Raw genomic sequence first — 21,255 nt, forward strand, 5'->3', positions numbered from 1 at the left:
CCAGTGGTGCGCCGCGTCCGGCGGCAGCTGGAGCTTGGTGCATGGCATTGATGTGCTTTCCGCCGCGCTCCGGGTGATGAACAGCTCGTTGCAGATCGGCGGGTTCGGTGCCCTGCCGCCATCCGGGTGAGCACATCGCGTGCGCGTTCGGTGCGCCGGTTCAGCCGCGATTCGGCTCGAGTGTGCATACGAGTCGAGGATTTCACCTCTCTCGGAGGTGCGCAGCCTGTGGTGCCTGCGAGTTCGCTGCGTTTCGATTCCATGGTCGTTTCCATGTCTTCGACGCCAGGCGCACTGCACCGCTGGGACAGTAGAACCAACCACCCGGTCCGGCCGTCCTGACCACAGCGACGGAGTGTGTTTTCGCAGGACATCGGGCGAAACCCGCATGGTCGTCGCGCTCGGCCGGGCCCAGTGTCCAACATCATGCAGAAGAAGCCGATTCGAATCGCGGTGGTATCGGGTGCGGTAATCGTGGCAGCGATGTCGCCATCTGCGCAGGTCGTGGCGATTCCGCGGGATGATGGCGTGGCCGCTGCCGTAATGCGGGTCGCCGCCGCATCGGCGACGGATGTCGAATTACGGGTGTCGGATGCCAGCGGCGCACAGGTGTGTCGGCAAACAGAACCGGCCGCACCCGCCGTGGGCAACTCGGGGCGGACAGTCACTTCCGAATCGGCAGCGTCACAAAGACATTCGCCGCTATCGTGGTGCTGCACCCGGCGAACGACGGTCGAGCGCAGCGCGACGGATCGATCGCCGAAAAGTTGCCCCGCGTAGTTTTCGGAGGCGAACCGTCACAGCTACCTCATCGAACCGAAGCCCGCAATTCGCAGATGACGGTGCAGGCGGCAGCCGCGACGATGTCATCGACTCGTGCCGCTCGCCGTGGGAACCCATCGATGGATGCGCCATCGAGCCGCCGCGGTCCGTATAGCTCGGCCCGCGGCGGGCGACCGGTCCGTTAGGCTGTCCGGTCCGTTGTGTTGCGCGTGGCAGCCCTCAGCGTTGCGGCGAGGCCGCGAGTATCCGATCAGGCATGCAGGAAGGCAAACTCTTCCTGCAGCTCCGCGACCTTCGCGCACAGCGCCGAGACGGACGGGCCTGCCGCGAGCACTTCGCGCGAGGCGGTCGGCACGACAGCACCGAAACCGGCGTCGGACACCAGGGCGCGAATGGAATCCGCGCCCCCGCCCTGCGCCCCGACCCCCGGCATGAGGATCGGCCCGTTGAGCTTGCTCAGGTCCGGGGCCTCGGTGAGGGTGGCACCGACAACGACTCCGACAGAACCGAATTCGGCGCCCGCGTTGCGTTCGGCCGCCGCATCGACCATGGTCTGGGCGATGGTGCGGCCGTCCGCTGCGGTGATGCGCTGCAATTGCGCGCCCTCGGGATTCGAGGTGGCGGCGAGCACGAAGACACCGCGGTGATTCTGCTCGGCCAGGCCAAAGGCCGGGTCGAGCGAACCGAATCCGAGATAGGGCGACACCGTCACCGCGTCCGAGCCGAGCGGGCCGTTGCCGAGCCAGGCACGGGCATAGGCATCCATGGTGGAGCCGATATCACCACGCTTGGCGTCGGCGAGCACCAATGTTCCGGAAGCGCGCAGCACACTGATCGTGCGCTCCAGCACCGCGATGCCCCCCGACCCGTAGGCCTCGAAGAACGCCACCTGCGGTTTGACCAGCGCGACGCGACCGTCGAAGGCCTCCACGCAGGTCTCGGCGAATGCTTCGAGGCCGTCGATGTCGTCGGTCAGGCCCCACGCCTCGAGCAGTTGCGGATGCGGGTCGATGCCGACACACAGCGGCCCGAAGTGCCGCATCGCGTGCCGCAGCCGGGTGCCGAACGTCTTCACTGCACCGCCTCCTTCCTCGATCACGCGATCCTCAGCCACGAAGCGCCGAATGCAGTTCCTGCAGGGAGCGCACCCCGATGCCACCGTTGATGGTCGCCTCGATGCCCTGCACGGCCGCGGCCGCACCCTGCACCGTGGTGATGCACGGAATGTTCACACCGACCGCAGCTGTGCGGATTTCGTAACCGTCCACGCGCGGACCCGAGTTGCCGTAGGGGGTGTTGAACACCATGTCGACCTCGCCGTCGCGGATCTGCTCCACGATCGACGCGATCGGCACCTCGCCACCGGATTCCGGGTCCGAGTGCTTGCGCACCTGTTCGCACGGAATTCCGTTACGGCGCAGCATTTCCGCCGTGCCCTCGGTGGCCAGGATGCGGAAGCCGAGGTCGTGCAGACGTTTCACCGGGAACACCATGGCCCGCTTGTCGCGGTTGGCGATCGAGACGAACACGGTGCCCTCGGTGGGCAGCGAACCGTAAGCGGCGGCCTGACTCTTGGCGAACGCGGTGCCGAAGTCGGCGTCGATGCCCATGACCTCGCCGGTGGACTTCATCTCCGGGGAGAGCAGCGAGTCCACGCCGGTGCCATCGGCCTTGCGGAACCGGTGGAACGGCAGCACCGCTTCCTTCACTGCGACCGGCGCGTCCAGCGGGACGTGCCCGCCGTCGCCCTCGGCGGGCAGCATGCCTTCCTTGCGGAGTTCGGCGATGGTGGCGCCCATGGTGATCCGGGCCGCAGCCTTGGCCAGCGGCACCGCCGTGGCCTTGGACACGAACGGAACCGTACGGCTGGCACGGGGATTGGCCTCCAGCACGTAGAGCACGTCGTCCTTGAGCGCGTACTGCACGTTGAGCAGGCCTTTGACGCCGATGCCCTTGGCCAGCGCGATGGTGGACCGGCGCACAGCCTCGATATCGCTGCGGCCCAAGGTGATCGGCGGCAGCGCACAGGCGGAGTCGCCGGAGTGGATGCCCGCCTCTTCGATGTGCTCCATCACGCCGCCGAGGTAGACCTCTTCGCCGTCGCACAGTGCGTCGACGTCGATCTCGATCGCGTCTTCCAGGAAGCGGTCGACCAGCACCGGATGCTCGGGACTGAGCTCGGTGGCGCGGGAGATGTAGCCCTCGAGGGACTGCTCGTCGTAGACGATCTCCATGCCGCGCCCGCCGAGCACGTAGGACGGTCGGACCAGCACCGGGTAGCCGATGCTCGCGGCGATCTTCTTGGCCTGCGCGAAGGTCGTCGCGGTGCCGTACTTCGGAGCGGGCAGGCCCGCCGCGACCAGCACGTCTCCGAACTCGCCACGGTCCTCGGCCAGGTCGATGGCCGCGGCGCTGGTGCCGACCACCGGGACGCCCGCGTCGGTGAGCCGCTGTGCGAGTCCGAGCGGGGTCTGCCCGCCCAGCTGCACGATAACGCCGGCGACGGTGCCGGATTCGGACTCCGCGTGGAAGACCTCGAGCACATCCTCGAAGGTCAGGGGCTCGAAGTAGAGCCGGTCGGCGGTGTCGTAGTCGGTGGAGACGGTCTCCGGGTTGCAGTTGACCATCACTGTCTCGTACCCGGCCTGCGACAGCGTCTGCGCCGCATGGACACACGAGTAGTCGAACTCGATGCCCTGGCCGATCCGGTTCGGGCCCGAGCCGAGGATGATCACCTTGTCGCGTTCGCGCTGCGGCGCGACCTCGGACTCGGCTGCGGGGTCCAGCTCGTAGGTCGAGTAGTGGTACGGGGTCTTGGCCTCGAATTCGGCGGCGCAGGTGTCCACGGTCTTGAAGACCGGCCGGACACCGAGCCGGTGCCGCAGGGTGCGCACGCCGGTCTCGCCAGCGAGTTCGGCACGCAGCGCGGAGATCTGACGGTCGGAGAGGCCGTGGTGCTTGGCGCGACGCAGCAGCGTCTCGTCGAGCACCGGTGCGTCGATGATCTCCTGACGCAATTCGACGAGTCCGGCGACCTCGGCGACGAACCACGGGTCGATGCCGGAGGCCTTCGCGACCTCCGCGATGCTCGCGCCCAGGCGCAGCGCGCGCTCCACCTGGTAGATGCGGCCCTCGGTCGGGGTCCGCAGATCTTCGAGGATGGACTCGGTGGCCGCGGCGACCGCTTGCGGGTCGCCGCCATCGGAGGGGGCCCACTTGCCATCTTCTTGGGTCCAGAACCCTGCGGCCTTGGTCTCCAGCGAGCGGAGCACCTTGCCGAGTGCCTCGGAGAAGTTGCGGCCCAACGACATCGCCTCGCCCACCGACTTCATGGTGGTGGTCAGCGTCGCGTCGGCGCCGGGGAACTTCTCGAACGCGAACCGTGGCGCCTTGACCACCACGTAGTCCAGCGTCGGCTCGAAGCAGGCTGGAGTTTCCTTGGTGATGTCGTTGACGATCTCGTCCAAGGTGTAGCCGATGGCCAGCTTGGCGGCGATCTTGGCGATCGGGAAGCCCGTGGCCTTGGAAGCGAGCGCCGAAGAACGCGAGACACGCGGGTTCATCTCGATGACGATGAGGCGGCCGTCGGCGGGGTTCACCGCGAACTGGATATTGCAGCCGCCGGTATCGACGCCGACTTCGCGCAGGATGTCGATGCCGAGGTCGCGCAGCTTCTGGTATTCGCGGTCGGTGAGGGTCATGGCCGGTGCGACGGTGACCGAGTCACCGGTGTGCACGCCCATCGGGTCCACGTTCTCGATCGAGCAGACCACCACGACGTTGTCGCGGCTGTCGCGCATGAGCTCGAGCTCGAATTCCTTCCAGCCGAGAATGGATTCCTCGATGAGCACGTTCGCGGTAGGTGAGGCGGCCAGGCCGCCGCCCGCGATGCGGTCGAGATCGTCGTCGTTGTAGGCCATGCCGGAGCCGAGGCCGCCCATCGTGAAGGAGGGGCGAACGACCACGGGGAAACCGAGCTCGGCGACAGTGGCGCGCACCTCGGCCATGGTGTGGCACACCGCGGAGCGGGCGCTCTCGCCGCCGACCTTGGCGACGATGTCCTTGAACTTCTGCCGGTCCTCACCGCGCTGGATGGCGTCGAAGTCGGCGCCGATCAGCTCGACGTTGTACTTCTGCAGCACACCGCGTTCGTGTAGGGCAACCGCGGTGTTCAGCGCGGTCTGCCCGCCGAGGGTGGCGAGAATGGCGTCGGGACGCTCCTTTTCGATGACCTTCTCGACGAACTCCGGCGTGATCGGCTCCACGTAGGTGGAATCGGCGAACTCCGGGTCGGTCATGATGGTCGCCGGATTGGAGTTCACCAGCGATACCCGCAGGCCCTCGGCCCGCAGCACCCGGCACGCCTGGGTGCCGGAATAGTCGAATTCACATGCCTGGCCGATAACGATCGGGCCAGAGCCGATCACCAGGATGTGCTGGAGATCCTTGCGGCGAGGCATCAGGCTCCTTCCATGAGACCGGCGAAACGGTCGAAGAGATAAGCGGCGTCGTGGGGTCCGGCGGCGGCCTCGGGGTGGTACTGCACAGAGAACGCGCGGCCGTCGACCAGGCGAACACCTTCGACAGTGCCGTCATTCGCGCAGACGTGACTGACCTCGGCGCGGCCGAAGGGCGTATCGAACTGCTCCCCCGCCTCACCCTCCAGTGCGAAACCGTGATTCTGCGCGGTGATAGAGATGCGACCGGTTTCCCGCTCGACGACCGGGACGTTGATGCCACGGTGGCCGAACTTCATCTTGTATGTCTTGCGTCCGAACGCGCGGCCGAGAATCTGATTGCCGAAGCAGATGCCGAACAGCGGCAGACCTTTTTCCAGCACGCCCTGGGTGATCGCGACCGCACCGTCCTGAGTGGCCGGGTCACCGGGACCGTTGGACAGGAACACGCCGTTCGGGTTCAGCGCCAGAATCTGGTCCAGCGAGGTGGTCGAAGGCACCACGTGCACCCGCATCCCGCGCTCGGCGAACATCCGCGGGGTGTTGGTCTTGATGCCGAGGTCGACCGCGACGACCGTGAAGCGGGGATCACCGACCGGCTCGATGGTGTAGAGGGCATCGGTGCTGACCTCTCGAGCCAGATTCGCGCCCAGCATCGAAGGCTGGCCGTTCACTCTGGCGAGCAACTCGTCGGTGCCTGCCAGGGCGGCGCCCGAGAAGATGCCCGCCTTCATCGAACCGCGGGTACGCAGGTGGCGCACCAGCGCGCGGGTGTCGATTCCCGCGATGCCGACCACATCCTGGCGACCCAACTGGTCCTGCAGTGTCCCGGTGGAGCGCCAGTTCGACGCGACGCGCGAGGCGTCGCGGATCGCGTAGCCGGCGACCCAGATCTTCGAGGACTCGTCGTCCTCGTCGTTCCAGCCGGTGTTGCCGATCTGTGGGGCCGTGGCCACCACGATCTGCCGGTGATAGCTGGGGTCGGTGAGGGTCTCCTGGTACCCGGTCATCGCGGTGCAGAACACCGCCTCACCGAGCGTCTCACCCACGGCGCCGTAGGCCGTGCCACGGAACACCCGCCCGTCTTCCAATACCAGAGCTGCTGCTTGCGCCGGACCTCCGGTCGCCCGACCACCGCCCCCCGTCGAATCGCTGCGCGATCCTGCATTCATTCGTCTTCTCCCGTCGTCGCTCTGGTCGGATCCGCTCGCCAAGCCGGGTACACCGTCTTGTCGTCGCCCCGGAAACCGGTGTCTACCTCGGTTCCGGTGGGCAGCTTCCAGCGAATTACCAGCACACCATCTTCCGTCATGACCTTGCCCGCGTGCCCGCGTTCGGTGCGCACCGCCGTGATGGATTCCTGCGGAATCCAGATCACCGTCGCCCCTTCGCGCTCGAGCAGAATTCCGCGTTCGAACCTCGTGAGTTCCGCTGTGGCCCGGAAGCCCAAGTCGCCCACCGCAATCCGGTCCTGCCAGCTGGGCGCGATGGTGCTGCCGAGATACATTCCAGTGGTCGGCTCCAGCAGTTGCGCGCCGCAGTCGGCGGGCACCCCCGGTAGCTCACCGATGCTCGCCGCTTGGCGCGCTGCCCGGTTCTGCCAGCCTCGGTACATCAGCCAGACGCACAGCGCGAACAGCGCCAGCAGTCCGACCACCCACAGCGTTCTTTCCACTTACGGACCTCCTGTGTCCTGCGGGACACCCGCACCCGGTCGGCTTCGACGAGCGGCTGCGCAATGTTCGCTCATCTACGCCTCCGCACGGTGCCCCACCGCCTTGCCCTCACGGGCGGTTACCGTGCCACGGAGCAACGTCGTCGTCACTCGGGCCGGGAACGTCATCGCCTCGAACGGTGTGTTGTTCGAGATACTGGCGAGCTCGGTGGCTCGCACCGTCCAGGTCGCGTCCGGGTCGACCAGCGTGAGGTTCGCCGGTTCGCCGACCTCGATGGGCCTGCCGTGGTCGTCGAGTCCGACGATTTCGGCGGGCCGCTCACTCATCACCCGCGCGACGCCGCGCCAGTCGAGCAGCCCCGGTTCGACCATGGTCTGCACAATGATCGACAGCGCGGTCTCCAGACCGAGCATGCCGGGACGCGCGGCGGCGAACTCGCAGCACTTGTCCTGTTCGGCGTGCGGGGCGTGGTCGGTGGCGACGCAGTCGAGGATGCCCTCGGCCAGTGCGCGGCGCAGCGCCGCTGCGTCGGAGGCCTCGCGCAGCGGCGGGTTCACCTTGTTGACCGCATCGTAGGTTTCCAGCCGTGAATCGTCGAGCAGCAGATGGTGTGGCGTGACCTCGGCGGTGATCGAAATACCTTGCGCCTTGGCCCACTTGACCAGTTCCACGGTGCCCGCGGTGGAGGCGTGACAGATGTGCACGCGCGCACCGGCATCACGGGCGAGCAGCGCATCGCGGGCGACGATCGACTCCTCGGCGGCGCGCGGCCAGCCGGCAAGGCCGAGCCTGGCCGCGGTCGGCCCCTCGTGCGCGACCGCCCCCTGGGTGAGGCGTGGCTCCTCGGCATGCTGCGCGATCAGGACCCCGAGGGAGTTCGAGTATTCGAGCGCACGGCGCATCAGCAGCGGGTCGTACACGCAGTGACCGTCGTCGGAGAACATGCGCACCGCGCCGACGCCTGCGGCCATGGTGCCCATTTCCGCGAGCTGCTTGCCCGCCAAACCGACCGTGACCGCACCCACCGGGAACACATCGACCAGCCCGACCTCCTGGCCGCGCCGCCACACGTGGTCGGTGACGACCACCGAGTCGGCGACCGGATTGGTGTTGGCCATCGCGAACACCGCGGTGTAACCGCCGAGCGCCGCGGCGGCGGAACCGGACTCGATGGTCTCGGTGTCCTCGCGCCCCGGTTCACGAAGGTGGGTGTGCAGGTCGACGAAGCCGGGCAGCAGGACCTGGCCCGCCGCCGAGATCACCTCGGTGTCGGCACCCGTGTCGAGGTCGGCACCGATCGCGGCGATTACACCGTCGCGGACGAGCACGTCGACCGGCTCCCCCTCGCCGTACGGTCGAACACCTTGCAGCAGCAACTCGCTCACGCCACCGCCTCCTGGGTGCCGACCAGCAGCCGGAACAGCACCGCCATCCGCATATGCACTCCGTTCGTCACCTGTTGCAAGATCGCGGACTTCGGTGAGTCCGCAACGGGCGAGGCGATTTCCATGCCACGCAGCATCGGGCCCGGATGCAGGACCACCGCGTGCTCCTCCAGCAGCGCCATCCGGCGCTCCGAAAGCCCGTAGTTCACCGAGTACTCGCGGGCCGAGGGGAAGAAGCCGCCGTTCATGCGCTCCGCCTGCACCCGCAACATCAATACCGCGTCGGCGCCGGGCAATTCGGCGTCCAGGCTGGGCGAGATCCGCGCGGGCCAGCTTTCCGCACCGACGGGCAGCAGCGTGCGCGGAGCGACGAGCACGACTTCGGCGCCGAGAGTGGCCAGCAGGAAGACATTCGAGCGGGCGACCCTGCTGTGCAGGATATCGCCGACGATCACCACGCGCTTGCCCTCGATATCACCGAGACGCTGCCGCAGCGTCAACGCGTCGAGCAGTGCCTGAGTCGGGTGCTGGTGGGTACCGTCACCCGCGTTGATGATCGCCGGACCCGAGCCGCGACCCGACTGCACCGCCCAGGCATCCATCCAGCGTGCGATCTGGTGCGCGGCACCGGAAGCGGGATGTCGCACGATGAGGGCGTCGGCGCCCGCTGCGTGCAGCGTCAGCGCGGTGTCGCGCAACGACTCGCCCTTGGAGACCGAGGAGCTGCTCGCGCTGACGTTGATCACATCGGCGCTCATCCACTTGCCCGCCACCTCGAACGACACCCGGGTTCGGGTGGAGTTCTCGTAGAACACTGTCATCACGGTGCGACCGCGCAGCGTCGGCAGCTTGTGCACCTCACGCCCGAGCAGCGCCTGCTCGAAACGTTCGGCCTCGTCCAGCAGCTCCGTCGCGGTGACGCGATCCAAATCCGTCACCGTCAGCAGATGTCTCACGACGCCACCTGGCTGACGCTCGGCTCCGCCGTGGCTCGCTCGCTCACGCTTCCGCCTCCTGATGCAGATACACGCCGTCGCGGCCGTCGTGTTCGGTGAAAAGTACGGAGATGTCCTCGCTGCGCGAGGTGGGCACGTTCTTGCCGACGAAGTCGGCGCGGATCGGCAGTTCGCGGTGGCCGCGGTCGATGAGCACCGCCAGCTGCACGCTGCGCGGCCTGCCGAGGTCGCGCAGTCCGTCGAGCGCGGAGCGCACGGTGCGGCCGGAGAACAGCACGTCGTCGACAAGGACCACCAGCGCGTCCTCGATGCCACCTTCGGGCACGGAGGTGCGTTCCAGTGGCCGGTGCGGGCGACTGCGCAGATCGTCGCGATAGAGGGTGATGTCGAGCGAGCCGAGCGCCGGGCGCACACCGGAGAATTCCTCGATCTTCTCGGTGAGCCGGGCGGCGAGCGTGGTGCCGCGGGTGGGGATTCCGATCAACACGACGCGCGGGGCGTCGGGATCGCCCGAATCCAGTGCGGTCTTCTCGATGATCTGATGCGCGATACGCGCAACGGTCCGGCCGACATCCGACGGTGACAACAGTTCGCGTCCCGCCTCCACCCATTCGGGTGTGTGTCGCTGCGATGCCTCGCCAGCGCCGGACTTGGCGGCCCGATCTTCGGGCACGGCCATGCCGACCTCCTTCCCCGCCTCACCGGACGGTCCGTTAAAGGATGTCTTACGGCAAGCAGCCTAGCAGCGCCCCGAGCACCGCTTTCACCAGGCATATCGGGCTGTGAGCCGGGCCACGACGCCGCTGTGAGCCCGGCCACGAAGATTGGAGGCGAACGTCCGGCGTCTCTACATTTCGGGAATCTGCTAGCACATATGTTCGATTCAACGTAGATTCGAATCCATGTCACCATTCCAGGGTTCGCTGCTCGATGGGTTCGATGACGTGCACCTCGAGGCGCTGGAGCGAATGCGACGGACACCGCTGAGCAGCGGCGCGTGGGTGGATGTGCTGCCCGGCTGGCTCCGCGGTGCAGACACATTGTTCGAGCGCCTTGCCGGCGAGGTGCCGTGGCAGGCCGAGCGGCGGCCGATGTACGACCGGGTCGTGGATGTGCCACGCCTGCTCTACTTCTACGAGGAGGACCAACCGCTACCGGATCCCATACTCGACGACGCGCGCGCTGCGTTGAGCATGCACTACCAGCGCGAACTCGGCGAATCTTTCCGGACCGCAGGACTCTGCTACTACCGTGACGGCCGCGACAGTGTCGCCTGGCACGGCGACACCTCCGGCCGCGGCGCCACCCACGACACGATGGTCGCGATCGTCTCGGTCGGCGCACCGCGCGCATTACTCCTGCGGCCGCGCGGTGGCGGCGCCAGTCTGCGCTACACGGTGGGCCACGGCGACCTGCTCGTCATGGGCGGCTCCTGCCAACGCACCTGGGAGCATGCGATACCGAAGACCCGCAAGCCGGCCGGACCGCGGATCAGCATTCAGTTCCGCCCCCGCAACGTACGCTGACCCGACACCGAACGATAGTGGCGGCCGAGCAATTTCGATGACCATGTCGCAATAAGCGGACAAATGAAGTCGAGGGGCGATCCGCCGACCGCCACGGGGATAACACAGCATCCATCCTGTCGTTTACCCACCATGGAGTGCACGAGCCTCGGCACCGCAAACAACCTGGGCGCACTGCCATTCCGTATGCCACCAGAGCTGTGATCCAGGCGACTGCCCCGGGCAGTTGACCTTAACCATAGTTCAGGTACGAAGCTGATTCCCATGGATACAGCAACGTTTCAGCCGCCGGTCGTCGAGGACGCCACCGTCGACCACACCGCGGACATCGCGGCGATCGAGCAGATCATCGCCGACACCCAGACTGCGTACAACACCAATGATGCCGAGTTGATGACTTCGCATTTCACCGCCAACGCGGTCGCGGGGAACGCCGTCGGCATGCTGATCGCAGGCACCGAGGCGCTGCTGGAAGCGAATCGCCAAGGGCTGGCCGGGTTCCTGAAGGACGAGTATGTGCGCTACGACGTCACCGACATCGTATTCCTGCGTGCGGATGTCGCGATCGCACACAAGGTCGCGCGCGCGACGACCGCGCAGGGTGAGCTCATCGACACCGACCCCGCGATGGTCGCGCTGTACGTGCTGGTGAAGCAGGAAGGCCGATGGTGGACCACCGCAAGGCAGAACACCCTGGTTCCGCAGGCGGGATAGCGCAGAAGTGATACCGCAAGGGGAATACCGTCGCGCAACGCGAGGTTCGATCACCCCAGTTGTCGGATAGACAGCGCTCGCGCATGGCACAGCTCCGCCCTCGGCGGAGCGCTCATAGGCGAGCCAACGGTCATACAGCACAGCGCCGCAACGGATTTCATCGTTGCGGCGCTGTCTTCGGACGCACCGGGGGTCAGTCGGCCACCGAGGGCTCATCGATCGCAGGGAAGCGGCGGCGGCGAACTGTTGCGGCATGCGCCCAGATGGCGCTGTCCACATCGCCCGCTTCCCCACCCGCTCGGGCGAGCACCTCGGCGCGCGCCTGGCTTGCGATGCTCACCTTCCGCCGATACTGACGGAAGATCTGGACCTCACCGTTGTAATCGGCTTCGTCCAGGTAGGTGTAATCCATCCCGTCCTGGGCGTAGGTGCCCAGCGTCGCGAGATCGGTTGCCCAGCTGCGCAATTGATCGGGGGCGCCGAACAGGGTGATGAGGCCGCCGATACGATCGACCCAGGCCGATCCGGTCCGCCGGTCATGGTGCCGCCAGATCCGCTCGCCGAGGCCTTGTGATCTCCATTCCCGTAGTTCGTCCACCGCCTGCTGCAAGCCGAAGGTCTGCCAGCGCACGGTGCCTTCGGAGCGCTGCCGGAACGGCAGCTGCCGGCGCAGTGCGACGGCGGCGGCGCGCGTGAATACGGTCAGGTCCGAGGGCACCACAACGATCGGATCCGCGGGTGCGGCGTCGAACGGGTTCGGGTCCAGGTGTTCGGGATCGATCACCACCACGGTGCCCGGCCGCCGCTGATAGGCGAGACCCCACAGCAGTCGGGCAAGCACCCGCGAACCGCGCCAGTCCGACAACACATGCCAGGTGTCGTGAAAACGATTGGTGGAGAAGCGGAAATCGCTGCCGGGACGCAGACTGATCACCGTATAGACCCGACTGTCGAGCACCATGGTGCGCCGGTGCAATTTCATCATTTCATCGGTGGCCGAACCTCGTCGCGGCCGTTTATCGTGCGCGGCCACGGTCACCTCCAGTTCCTGCCTCGCGTGCCTACCAGGACACCACGAGCCGCGGGCACCGGCAACGGATTTTCCGCGGGGCATGCTCCGGCAACGCAGGCAGAGTGGCACAGAGCACAGCGCCGACGAGGGCCGCACCGATAGATTGACCCTATGAGCAATCCTGGGGCGGGGGTTTTGGCCGTAATGCCGCTGCATACGATCAGCGACGTCTACGGCGAATCCGGACTGCGCGAGCGACTACTACTGGAGATCGCAGGACTACCCGAGGCCGACCGGCTCACCGCCGCCCTCGACCTGGCCGACGAGCTGCACCGCGACGATCGCTACGGCCGGGAACCGTATCTCAATCATCTACTGCGCGTGGCGATTCGGATTATCAGCCACTACGAGGTCCGCGACGCCGATCTGGTGGCCGCGGGCCTGCTGCACGACGCGGTCGAGGATCACGCGACCGAGCTTGCCGGCGACCGCCCCGGCCCGGCGACCAGCGCCGCGCTCACCGAACTGTCCGAACGGTTCGGCGCCAGGGTGGCCGATATCGTTGCCGCCGTGACGAATCCGGAGCCCGATCCGTCGATCGATCGGCACGTCCAGTACCGCGCGCACGTCGCAGCCGAGCTCGATCGCGCGCCGTGGGCCCGGGTCGTGAAGCTGTCCGACTTCACCGATAACGGCGTGGGCATCCTGTACGCCGCCGGCCCTCATATGCAGAAGCTCGCCACCAAATACCGCCCGCTGACCGATGTCTACCGCGACCTGGTCACCCGTGCGGACACCCCGCTCGCCGCGCACGTCAAGCGCCATATTCTCGACCAGCTCGACCGCGCCGACGAACGCTTCGACGCGATCCTCGCGCACGACCGACCCGAGATCCGACCCGGCGAGCAGGCGCGGTTCGGACCCGAAACGTAACCGCTGAAATCGTCCTCGACACCGGTCGCGCCGACGTTCACGGCGTCCGAAGCACCGCCTCTACCAGTTCCCGAACCGCACCCAGCAGCCGATCCGTCTCACCCGCGCGGGCCATCTGCGGCACCAGCGCCCCGCCCAACGACCCGAACAGCAGCCTGCCGACCACCTCGGCGTCCAGGTCCGGGCGTGCCTCGCGCAGCAGTGCGGTGATGTGCGCATCCCAGAAGTTGTGGATTTCGGCGGCTTGCGGATGTGGCGGGCCCTGGATGTAGGCGACCGTCACCTCGATGTTGTCGGTCATCAATCGCACGAACGCATCGAAGAAGGCCACCAACCTGACCCCGGCGGGGGCACCGGGCCCGAGCGGTGGCGGACCGGTGCGGACAGCATCCATCAGCGCGAAGGTGCTCTCGGCGATCATCTCGTGCAGCAGGCCGGCGCGGTTGCCGAAGCGATGGAAAATCGTGCCTTTGCCCACGCCCGCGGCCGCGGCGACCCGATCCATGGTCAGGGCATCGGCGCCATGTTCGGCGAGCAGCGCGGCGGTCGCTTCGAGGATCGCCCGCCGGTTACGCGCCGCATCCGCTCGCTCCTTGGGACGTTCGTCGGCCATTCCACCACCTTCATTGACAACTTGACCGACGGTCCATATTGTTTCCAGCATCTGGACCGACAGTCAAGTTATGGAGTTATCGATGAAGGCAATCGTAATGACGGGCATCGGCGGACCCGAAGTACTGGTCGCCCGAGAGGTTCCCGCACCGCAGCCGGGGACGGGCGAACTGGTGATCCGTGCCGAGGCGATTCCCGTCCTGTTCCCCGAGACCATGCTGCGCTCGGGGCAGTTCCCGATGCCCGTCCAAACACCGCTGGTGTTCGGCTTCCAGGCGGCAGGCGTGGTGGTCGAGGTCGGGCCCGGCGTCGATGTCGAGCTGATCGGACAGCGAGTCGCCGTGGAGACCATGGGCTTCGGGGCATACGCCGAACTGGTCTGCGCGCCCGCGGGTTCCGCGGTCCGGATTCCGGACGGCGTTTCGGCGGTCGAGGCGGCATCGGTGCTGATGAGTGGATCGGTGGCGCTCCCACTGCTGGAGACCGCGGCCCTCACCGGCACCGAGACCGTGCTGATCGAGGCGGCGGCAACCGGCATCGGGAGTGCGCTCACGCAACTCGCCAAGGAATACGGCGCCGCGCGCATCATCGCGACCGCGGGTGGTCCCGAAAAGGCCGCAAGGGCACGGAAACTCGGCGCGGACGAGGTGCTCGATCACAACAACCCGCAGTGGCCGACCCAGCTGCGCGAAGTACTCGGCGACGCCACCGTCGACGTCGTCTTCGATTCGATCGGTGGCGCCACCGCCGTCGAGGTGCTGGCCGCCATGACACCGCTGCGCGGACGAATGCTCAGCTACGGCTGGCTGTCCGGCGCACCGGCACAGGTCGGCGTCGCCGACCTGCTCACCAGCGGCCTGACCCTCATCGGCTGCGCGGGCCCGGCGTGGCTGGCCCGGGTCGCCGACGCCCGCACCGCGACGCTGGAGCGTGCGGCCGCCGGGAATCTCGATGCATTGGTGGACGCCATCCTTCCGCTGAGCGAAGCGAGCCGGGCCCACCGGCTCGTCGACGATCGCTCCCCGATCGGCAAGATCATCCTGCGCCCCGAGTCGATCGAGGCGTGAGCCCGTGGTTGGCCGTCGCCCGGCGGCGGCCGACCACGAAACACCGCTGACAGCACAGACCGGCGCTCGGACCGATCGGCGAATATCGTGGGAGCGGTGCAGACATCTGTGGCGCCGCATGTCGTCGCGACCAATGAGCTGACCGCGCGATGGTGCGCCGCGGCAGGCGCAGCCGACTTCGTCGTGTCCGGCGCCGGTGTGTGGCCGCTGTTGGCACTGCTCGCCGCCGCCGCGGAGGGGGCCGCGCGATCCGAACTGGAAACGGCAATCGGGGTGTCTGCCGAGGTGGCGACCACCGCGGCATTGGATCTATTGCACACACTGGCCGACGCCGAGGACGTGTCCGCCGCGCTCGGCCTCTGGGTTCGTGATGACCTACCGCTGCACGAGAATTGGACGCGCCGACTGCCAACGGGCACCATCGACCGACTCGGCGAACAACAAGTCCTCGACGAATGGGCTCGGCGGCACACCGGCGGACTCATCGAGAAGTTCCCGCTACGTATCGAGCGCGACACCGTGCTCGTCCTCGCCACGGCCCTCGCGGCGAAGACCACCTGGGAAGCGCCGTTCACCGCAACCGAGCTGGCGCCCGAAACCGGCCCGTGGCAAGGGCGGCGCGGACCCGGCCTCCAACGCGTCACCAACCGCCTCACCGATGCCGCGATCCTCGAAGGATCACAACCGGTCACCCGGGTAGTCGTGACCGGGACCGCCGATGTGGATGTGCACCTGCTGCTCGGTGCGGCGACCCCCGGCGACGTTATTGCGACCGGTCTGGGCGCGATGACCGGTGCGGTGCCGATCCGCACCGACCTCCCTGCCGGGACCACTGGACCCGGTCTCGCGGTACGTACCCACACCGGGCGGTCGCGGCGCGATCTGCTCGAAGTTCGCCTGCCGCCCTTCGAGATCCGATCGACGCACAACCTTCGCGCACAGCCGGAGTTGTTCGGCCTGACAGCGGCGACCGACAGCACACACGGCCACTTCCCCGATATCTCCCCCGACCCGCTGTATGTAGCCCAGGGCGCACAGGAAGTACTCGCCCGTTTCACCCGAACCGGTTTCGAGGCCGCGGCCATCACGGCCATCACCATGGCGCGGGCCGCGGCTCTGCTGCCGGAACGCCTCGTCACCACCATCTCCGTCGCCTTCGACCACCCCTTCGGCTTCATCGCGGTGCATCGCCCGACCGGGCTCGCCGTCGTCGCAGGCTGGGTTGCCGAGCCGCCGACCGAGCCGATCGGCTGACCGATCCTCCCCACTACCTGCCGAAGTCCCTCGGCAGGCGATCGAACTGGGCGACAGTGGGAATCCCGGGTGGTCCGGCGGCTGCCACGCTGACAATGATCGGCTCGCGGCCGACTCGAAAGCCGGCTATCGCGTAGGTGTTTCGGGATGGATCGACCGCTGCCCAGGGTCGGTCGGCAGCCTGTTGGGCGGTGCGCCGCACCCCGAGCGGACAGGGCGCATCATTGGTCGGGTCAGACCGCCTCTCGACGCAGCACGAAGAAATATGGTTCGGTCATGCCGCGCAGATCCATCACGCCGAGCAGGGTGCGTTCGTCGACCCGCCGGAAGTGATCGACGATCGGCAAGTGGTCGTAGATCATGCCCGCGCTCAGCACACCGCGATACTCGATATCGCGCAAACGTGCTGCAGGCGTGCGGGTTCGAAGCACCGAACCGATCACCCGCAACGACTTACGCGCCATCCGCACGCCCGCGAGCGGCACCCGGCCTGCGAGGCCGAGCGGGACCCGGCGGGGATCGACGGGGAACACGGTTCCGGTCTCGTCCGCGAACAGCAGCGGGTGGACGGTGTCGGCGGTGTCGAACTGCTTGCCATACCAGCCCGAGGCGACGAGCACGCCGGCGAACGGATGCCGGGTGTCCAGCTCCTCGCCGCGCCAACGTCCGGTCGTGATCTCCGCGGTCGGCACGCCGGGGAGGCGGTCGAAGAGCTCCCACGCCTGCTGTGGCGTGCACCCGCCGGCCTGCAGCGCCGCCAACTCGGCGGTCCCCGGCGCTGCGCTCCTCGTCTCGGCCATTTCGGTCTCCTCGCCTGCGGCAACGTTGCAAGAAGGAGACTATCAATCTCTCAGGTCAGGTCGCTCAGTACTTCGCCATCAGGTAGGAGCCCGCGATAATCATGGCGCACGCAGCGATTCGTTGGACATTGATGCGACGACGTGGGAACCCCATCACGCCGAAGTGGTCCATCGCGGTCGCGAGAAACATCTGACCGCCGATGATCAAGGCGTTGAAGGTGCCGATTCCGACGCTGGAGGCAACGGTGATCATCGCGAAGATCGCCGCACCGCCGGTCAGACCGCCGAACGGCGCCCACTTGGGCATGGCCGCGAGATCCGCTCGGGTCGGCAACTGCCGATTCGACGAAACCAGCAGCGCGACAACAAGAATGATCCCGACGCCGGTGAGGGCCACCGCATAGGAAACCACCCCGCACAGCCACACATTCTTCAGCGCCAACTTCAGCGTGTTCTGACAGCCTGCCTCGATGGACCGCAATGCACCGCCGATCAGCAGGAATACGAAGACCAGGGCAAATGCCGAGCGCGGCAGCGCGGTGCGAGTCTCGACCTCGGGTTCGGTGGCAGTGGTCATCGGACAATCCCTTCAACAGGCGCGGTGGTGAGCGGGGTGGTTTCTTGTTTCGCCGAGTCGCTGGCCATCAGATAGACCGCCACCGTGATCAATACGGCGCCGACCACACGGGGTGCGGTCAACTCCCTGGTGGCGAACCCCATGAGTCCCAGGTCGTCCATCACCAGCGCGACCAGCATTTCGCTCACGATGACGACCGCGTTGAACGTTGCCACGCCGACATATTTGGCGACGGTGATCATGCCGACCACCGCGACACCGCCGATCAGGCCGCCGAACGGCGCCCACCACGGCATGTTTCGCACGTCGTCGAGGGACGGCCACGCCGAAGGCGCGACCACCCTCGACACCGCCAGGAAGATCAAGAATCCGGCCAGCGCAACGGCATACGAGAACACCGCGCACAACCACACGTTCTGCACATAGATCTTCTGCGTGTTCTGACACCCGACCTCGATGGACCGCAGCCCACCGGACACCAGGATGAAAAGAAATACGAGCCCAAGGCTAATGGCGACCATGACGAGACACGTCCTTTGGTTCGGGAGGAGCAAACGCCATCACGAACCCAGCGATGATCGGCGCGACCGGCCTCCAGAGGAGAACCGCATGTCCGTTTGCTATCGACACCACCAATCGTGACCCACATAACGTACCGTTGGTTAGTGGCACCGTCAATAGCGGGCCGTGGTTTTTGGAGTCCTTGCATGTACCCCGTGTCGTTCCGAAAGACCTTGCAGGAGAACATTGCTCGAGATATTCGAGGACTCGAGCGACGCCGCACCCGACACAGCCCGGCGCGCGACCCAGTCGTCCCAGCACTGAACAGCTGCCACCATGCCCCCTGCTGAGATGATGGCGAACGTGCCCGAGCAGATGCTTTCCTCCGCGCGGACCCCTCCTTCGACCACACCACCGCCGCGATGGCGGCCGAGCACGCTGGACTGGGTCCGGCTCGGACTGTTGCTCGCCGGACTGCTGTGCGTGCTGACCGGACTACTGCCACAGGACCAGGCCGTCGACAATATGCGCCGGATCGGTCCGCTGCTGCTGTTCCTCGGCAGTGTGATCGTGCTTGCCGAACTCACCAGGCAGGCCAAGGTTTTCGATGTCATCGCGCATCGCATCGCAATTCTGGGTCGCGGCTACTATCCGGCGCTGTTCACGCTGTGCGTGCTGTTCGCATCCGCTACCACGATCCTGCTCAACCTGGACACCACCGCGGTGCTGCTCACACCGGTCATGCTTGCGCTGGCGAGACCCGCCCGGATCCCTCCACTACCGCTGGCGATGACCACGCTGTGGCTGGCCAATACCGCCAGCCTGCTGCTGCCGGTCTCCAATCTCACCAATCTGCTGGCCGCGGACCGGATTGCGTTGCACGCCACCGACTTCGCCGCGCGCATGTGGGCGCCACAGCTGGTGTCGATCGTCGCGACGATGATCTGCCTGTGGATCTGGTACTGGCGGCGCGGCCGACGCGATGCCGACCGATACCTGCCGCCGGAACCGGTCCGCCCGGAGAATGCGAGGCAGCGCGCGCTGCTGTACACGACGGCGACCGCGTGCCTGCTGTTCGTCCTGGCCATCCCGTTCGTCGGCGATCGCATCGGCATCGCCGCCACGCTCGCCGCGGCCATCACGGTGGCGGCCTTCGCGATCTTCGACCGTTCCGCGCTGCGGCTGTCACTGATCCCCTGGCAGCTGCTGGTTTTCGTGGTCGGGTTGTTCCTCGTGGTGCCCACACTGAGCAGATTCGGACTGTCCGAGGTGATGCACTGGCTGATCGGCACCGACCCCGACGCCCTCGGCACATACCGCGCCGCAGGAGCGGGCGCTGCGCTGTCCAACGTGGCCAACAACCTGCCCGCCTATACCGCAGGCGAGACCGTCGTACCGGACGCGAACCGAAACCAACTGCTGGCCTTGCTCATCGGCACGAATATCGCCCCACTGGTCACCCCATGGGCATCCCTCGCCACGCTGCTGTGCCTCGAATTCTGCCGCACCCATGAGGTCCGAGTCCCGATGCTCCGCTTCGTCCTCACCGGCCTGGCCCTGGCCACAATCGCAACCACAGGAGCGGTAGCCGCCCTCCTGCTCACCGGCTAACCAACAACGATCACACCACCCGATCGTGAGCGGCACATTGCCGTCGCCGGTTTCCGCGTGCGCGGGTCGACAACAAGCTAGGTCACCGTTCTATGCTTCCCGTGACACGCAGCTCCGCTACCGATGGGAGTTAACGGTGGACATCGAGTCCCTGCGCTATATCGTCACTTTGGCCGACGATCTACATTTCGCGCGGGCCGCGCAGCGTCATTTCGTCTCAGCCGGGCACTTCGGTCGTCGGGTGCAGCAACTCGAACACGCGCTCGGTGAGCGGCTATTCGATCGCACCAGCCGCCGGGTCGAGTTGACCCCGGCCGGTCTTCGGATCGTCGCGCACGCCCGCACTGTGCTGTGCGCGCTCGACGAGTTGTGGGCGAGCACCGATCCAACCTTGGGGAGTCGGTCCGGCCTATTGCGGATCGGAGTCCTCGGATTCGGGATAGCAGAGCGATGGCCGCAACTGCGAGACACCTTGGCCGCGGCCATGCCGAACCTGAAGCTCGTGCACGAAGAACTCGACTGGCTTTCACAATACGAGGCGGTGCGCCGGGGCCACGTCGACGTCGGCATCGTGCACGACCTCGGCGAGCTCGATGGATTGGTGTCCCAGCGGGTGTACACCACGCCGTCGGTCGCGGTCGTCCCGGCATCATCCCCGCTGGCCGACGCCGATCTGCTGAGCTGGGACGACGTCGCCGACTGCGGATGGGTCGGGTTGTCGAGTGCCCACCCGCGATTCAAGGAGTGGGCAGGCCCCGCCCAGCAGGTGCCTCGGAATGCACCGACGGTAAGGACACCGACGGCGATTGCGAGCGCGGTCGCCACCACCGGGCTAGTGGGGCTGCAGGGTGCGGCCGCGAGCCGCTACTTCGCCCGACCCGATGTGCTGTTCGTGCCATTCGACACCAAACCGGTCGAGGTCGCCGTCGTCACCAGGCAATCCGACAGCCGCCCGGTTGTGCAGGCTTTCCGGCAAGCGGTCGAGAGCCTCGGCGATGACCTGGCGGATGCATGATCGGACCGATCCGTCACCCAGGCGGCCGCCCTGCCGCTGGCCGTGCTGACGGCGTCGCGGATGCTCGTCGACGTGGGGCAGGGCAAGACCACCGGCAAGTTCGTACTGACCGTGGCGGACGTCTGATTCGGGTGGCCTGCACCACATGACTTGACCTCGAGTGCAGTTGAGGAATGAAGATCGACTCCGTGCGCGAGCGCCGGCGTCGACCAGTCACAGGTGAATTCCGTCGACCGCACACCCGAGTCCGCGAACCCGTCACAGCACAGTTCGCGGTTCGCTCCCGCTGGGCCAGTACACCCACCAGCGGGAGCGCAGGGTGCGCGCCGACAAATTCCGGTGGGCGGGACCGCCGAACGACGACAGCCGCACACCT

At 66.9% G+C, this 21,255-nt stretch carries 20 protein-coding genes; 8 read left to right on the top strand and 12 right to left on the bottom strand.

The annotated features are described in order from the left end of the window. Positions 1 to 611 precede the first annotated feature (611 nt). Entirely contained in the window at positions 612 to 968 is a 357-nt protein-coding gene (locus tag OHA42_RS29685) for a serine hydrolase (protein ID WP_406231080.1), read from the top strand. Positions 969 to 1,033: 65 nt separating this feature from the next. Here OHA42_RS29685 and pyrF read toward each other — a convergent pair whose 3' ends face one another. From pyrF to pyrR, 7 genes are all read right to left on the bottom strand, one after another. After that, positions 1,034 to 1,858 carry an orotidine-5'-phosphate decarboxylase gene (pyrF, locus tag OHA42_RS29690; RefSeq protein WP_406231081.1) on the bottom strand — a complete coding sequence of 275 codons (825 nt, stop codon included), beginning with the start codon at positions 1,856 to 1,858 and terminating at the stop codon, positions 1,034 to 1,036. Between the two features lie 31 nt (positions 1,859 to 1,889). Beyond that, positions 1,890 to 5,243 carry a carbamoyl-phosphate synthase large subunit gene (gene carB / locus OHA42_RS29695; RefSeq protein ID WP_406231082.1) on the bottom strand — a complete coding sequence of 1,118 codons (3,354 nt, stop codon included), beginning with the start codon at positions 5,241 to 5,243 and terminating at the stop codon, positions 1,890 to 1,892. Further along, positions 5,243 to 6,412 (bottom strand): glutamine-hydrolyzing carbamoyl-phosphate synthase small subunit, encoded by a 1,170-nt coding sequence (carA, locus tag OHA42_RS29700; protein ID WP_406231083.1) that lies wholly within the window; start codon positions 6,410 to 6,412, stop codon positions 5,243 to 5,245. Before carA ends, carB begins: the two co-directional genes overlap by 1 nt. Then, positions 6,409 to 6,915 (bottom strand): transporter, encoded by a 507-nt coding sequence (locus OHA42_RS29705; protein ID WP_328403077.1) that lies wholly within the window; start codon positions 6,913 to 6,915, stop codon positions 6,409 to 6,411. The genes carA and OHA42_RS29705 overlap by 4 nt, the downstream gene beginning before the upstream one ends. A 75-nt stretch (positions 6,916 to 6,990) precedes the next feature. Further along, positions 6,991 to 8,301: a dihydroorotase gene (locus OHA42_RS29710; protein WP_406231084.1), complete on the bottom strand. Its 1,311-nt coding sequence runs from the start codon at positions 8,299 to 8,301 to the stop codon at positions 6,991 to 6,993. Next, positions 8,298 to 9,257 (bottom strand): aspartate carbamoyltransferase catalytic subunit, encoded by a 960-nt coding sequence (locus OHA42_RS29715; protein ID WP_328403081.1) that lies wholly within the window; start codon positions 9,255 to 9,257, stop codon positions 8,298 to 8,300. Before OHA42_RS29715 ends, OHA42_RS29710 begins: the two co-directional genes overlap by 4 nt. A gap of 43 nt (positions 9,258 to 9,300) precedes the next feature. Beyond that, entirely contained in the window at positions 9,301 to 9,936 is a 636-nt protein-coding gene (gene pyrR / locus OHA42_RS29720; protein WP_328403083.1) for a bifunctional pyr operon transcriptional regulator/uracil phosphoribosyltransferase PyrR, read from the bottom strand. 289 nt (positions 9,937 to 10,225) lie between these two features. Here pyrR and OHA42_RS29725 point away from each other — a divergent pair, with 289 nt between their 5' ends. Both OHA42_RS29725 and OHA42_RS29730 read left to right on the top strand, forming a co-directional pair. Next, positions 10,226 to 10,783, top strand: coding sequence for an alpha-ketoglutarate-dependent dioxygenase AlkB (locus OHA42_RS29725; RefSeq protein ID WP_406239670.1), 558 nt, complete (start codon positions 10,226 to 10,228; stop codon positions 10,781 to 10,783). A gap of 264 nt (positions 10,784 to 11,047) precedes the next feature. Beyond that, positions 11,048 to 11,497 carry an SgcJ/EcaC family oxidoreductase gene (locus OHA42_RS29730; RefSeq protein ID WP_406231085.1) on the top strand — a complete coding sequence of 150 codons (450 nt, stop codon included), beginning with the start codon at positions 11,048 to 11,050 and terminating at the stop codon, positions 11,495 to 11,497. Between the two features lie 193 nt (positions 11,498 to 11,690). Here the strand turns inward: OHA42_RS29730 and OHA42_RS29735 are convergent, their stop codons facing one another. After that, a complete protein-coding gene (locus OHA42_RS29735) occupies positions 11,691 to 12,482 on the bottom strand; it encodes a hypothetical protein (protein WP_406231086.1) in 792 nt (263 codons plus the stop codon). A 198-nt stretch (positions 12,483 to 12,680) separates the two neighbouring features. Between OHA42_RS29735 and OHA42_RS29740 the strand changes: the two genes are divergently transcribed. Beyond that, on the top strand, positions 12,681 to 13,442 hold the full coding sequence (locus OHA42_RS29740; protein ID WP_406231087.1) for an HD domain-containing protein: 762 nt from the start codon (positions 12,681 to 12,683) through the stop codon (positions 13,440 to 13,442). 37 nt (positions 13,443 to 13,479) lie between these two features. Here OHA42_RS29740 and OHA42_RS29745 read toward each other — a convergent pair whose 3' ends face one another. Continuing rightward, entirely contained in the window at positions 13,480 to 14,055 is a 576-nt protein-coding gene (locus OHA42_RS29745; RefSeq protein WP_406231088.1) for a TetR/AcrR family transcriptional regulator, read from the bottom strand. Positions 14,056 to 14,137: 82 nt separating this feature from the next. Here OHA42_RS29745 and OHA42_RS29750 point away from each other — a divergent pair, with 82 nt between their 5' ends. Continuing rightward, the gene (locus OHA42_RS29750; protein WP_406231089.1) at positions 14,138 to 15,121 is read left to right on the top strand and encodes a zinc-binding alcohol dehydrogenase family protein; all 984 of its coding nucleotides are present in this window, start codon (positions 14,138 to 14,140) and stop codon (positions 15,119 to 15,121) included. Between the two features lie 96 nt (positions 15,122 to 15,217). Next, entirely contained in the window at positions 15,218 to 16,375 is a 1,158-nt protein-coding gene (locus OHA42_RS29755; RefSeq protein ID WP_406231090.1) for a serpin family protein, read from the top strand. Positions 16,376 to 16,608: 233 nt separating this feature from the next. On the opposite strand, the gene OHA42_RS29760 is transcribed toward OHA42_RS29755, so the two are convergent. The 3 genes from OHA42_RS29760 to OHA42_RS29770 form a co-directional block, all read right to left on the bottom strand. Then, positions 16,609 to 17,175, bottom strand: a complete 567-nt coding sequence (locus OHA42_RS29760) for a DUF4334 domain-containing protein (RefSeq protein WP_406231091.1) — start codon at positions 17,173 to 17,175, stop codon at positions 16,609 to 16,611. A gap of 64 nt (positions 17,176 to 17,239) precedes the next feature. Continuing rightward, the gene (locus OHA42_RS29765) at positions 17,240 to 17,752 is read right to left on the bottom strand and encodes a DMT family transporter (RefSeq protein ID WP_328403103.1); all 513 of its coding nucleotides are present in this window, start codon (positions 17,750 to 17,752) and stop codon (positions 17,240 to 17,242) included. After that, positions 17,749 to 18,273 carry a DMT family transporter gene (locus OHA42_RS29770; RefSeq protein WP_406231092.1) on the bottom strand — a complete coding sequence of 175 codons (525 nt, stop codon included), beginning with the start codon at positions 18,271 to 18,273 and terminating at the stop codon, positions 17,749 to 17,751. Before OHA42_RS29770 ends, OHA42_RS29765 begins: the two co-directional genes overlap by 4 nt. A gap of 334 nt (positions 18,274 to 18,607) precedes the next feature. Between OHA42_RS29770 and OHA42_RS29775 the strand changes: the two genes are divergently transcribed. Both OHA42_RS29775 and OHA42_RS29780 read left to right on the top strand, forming a co-directional pair. Then, entirely contained in the window at positions 18,608 to 19,864 is a 1,257-nt protein-coding gene (locus tag OHA42_RS29775; protein WP_406239672.1) for an SLC13 family permease, read from the top strand. A 136-nt stretch (positions 19,865 to 20,000) separates the two neighbouring features. Next, positions 20,001 to 20,879 carry a LysR family transcriptional regulator gene (locus OHA42_RS29780; RefSeq protein WP_406231093.1) on the top strand — a complete coding sequence of 293 codons (879 nt, stop codon included), beginning with the start codon at positions 20,001 to 20,003 and terminating at the stop codon, positions 20,877 to 20,879. Positions 20,880 to 21,255: the final 376 nt, after the last annotated feature.

The sequence above is a fragment of the Nocardia sp. NBC_01009 genome (assembly GCF_045208035.1).
Lineage (GTDB): Bacteria > Actinomycetota > Actinomycetes > Mycobacteriales > Mycobacteriaceae > Nocardia.

What these genes read in the sequence shown, in the direction of transcription:
- OHA42_RS29725 (WP_406239670.1), top strand. Translation starts at nt 10,226, where the DNA reads ATGCGACGGACACCGCTGAGCAGCGGCGCGTGGGTGGATGTGCTGCCC.
- carB (WP_406231082.1), bottom strand. Translation starts at nt 5,243, where the DNA reads ATGCCTCGCCGCAAGGATCTCCAGCACATCCTGGTGATCGGCTCTGGC.
- OHA42_RS29770 (WP_406231092.1), bottom strand. Translation starts at nt 18,273, where the DNA reads ATGGTCGCCATTAGCCTTGGGCTCGTATTTCTTTTCATCCTGGTGTCC.
- OHA42_RS29765 (WP_328403103.1), bottom strand. Translation starts at nt 17,752, where the DNA reads ATGACCACTGCCACCGAACCCGAGGTCGAGACTCGCACCGCGCTGCCG.
- OHA42_RS29740 (WP_406231087.1), top strand. Translation starts at nt 12,681, where the DNA reads ATGAGCAATCCTGGGGCGGGGGTTTTGGCCGTAATGCCGCTGCATACG.
- OHA42_RS29730 (WP_406231085.1), top strand. Translation starts at nt 11,048, where the DNA reads ATGGATACAGCAACGTTTCAGCCGCCGGTCGTCGAGGACGCCACCGTC.
- carA (WP_406231083.1), bottom strand. Translation starts at nt 6,412, where the DNA reads ATGAATGCAGGATCGCGCAGCGATTCGACGGGGGGCGGTGGTCGGGCG.
- OHA42_RS29750 (WP_406231089.1), top strand. Translation starts at nt 14,138, where the DNA reads ATGAAGGCAATCGTAATGACGGGCATCGGCGGACCCGAAGTACTGGTC.
- OHA42_RS29775 (WP_406239672.1), top strand. Translation starts at nt 18,608, where the DNA reads ATGGCGAACGTGCCCGAGCAGATGCTTTCCTCCGCGCGGACCCCTCCT.
- OHA42_RS29745 (WP_406231088.1), bottom strand. Translation starts at nt 14,055, where the DNA reads ATGGCCGACGAACGTCCCAAGGAGCGAGCGGATGCGGCGCGTAACCGG.
- OHA42_RS29735 (WP_406231086.1), bottom strand. Translation starts at nt 12,482, where the DNA reads ATGATGAAATTGCACCGGCGCACCATGGTGCTCGACAGTCGGGTCTAT.
- pyrR (WP_328403083.1), bottom strand. Translation starts at nt 9,936, where the DNA reads ATGGCCGTGCCCGAAGATCGGGCCGCCAAGTCCGGCGCTGGCGAGGCA.
- OHA42_RS29760 (WP_406231091.1), bottom strand. Translation starts at nt 17,175, where the DNA reads ATGGCCGAGACGAGGAGCGCAGCGCCGGGGACCGCCGAGTTGGCGGCG.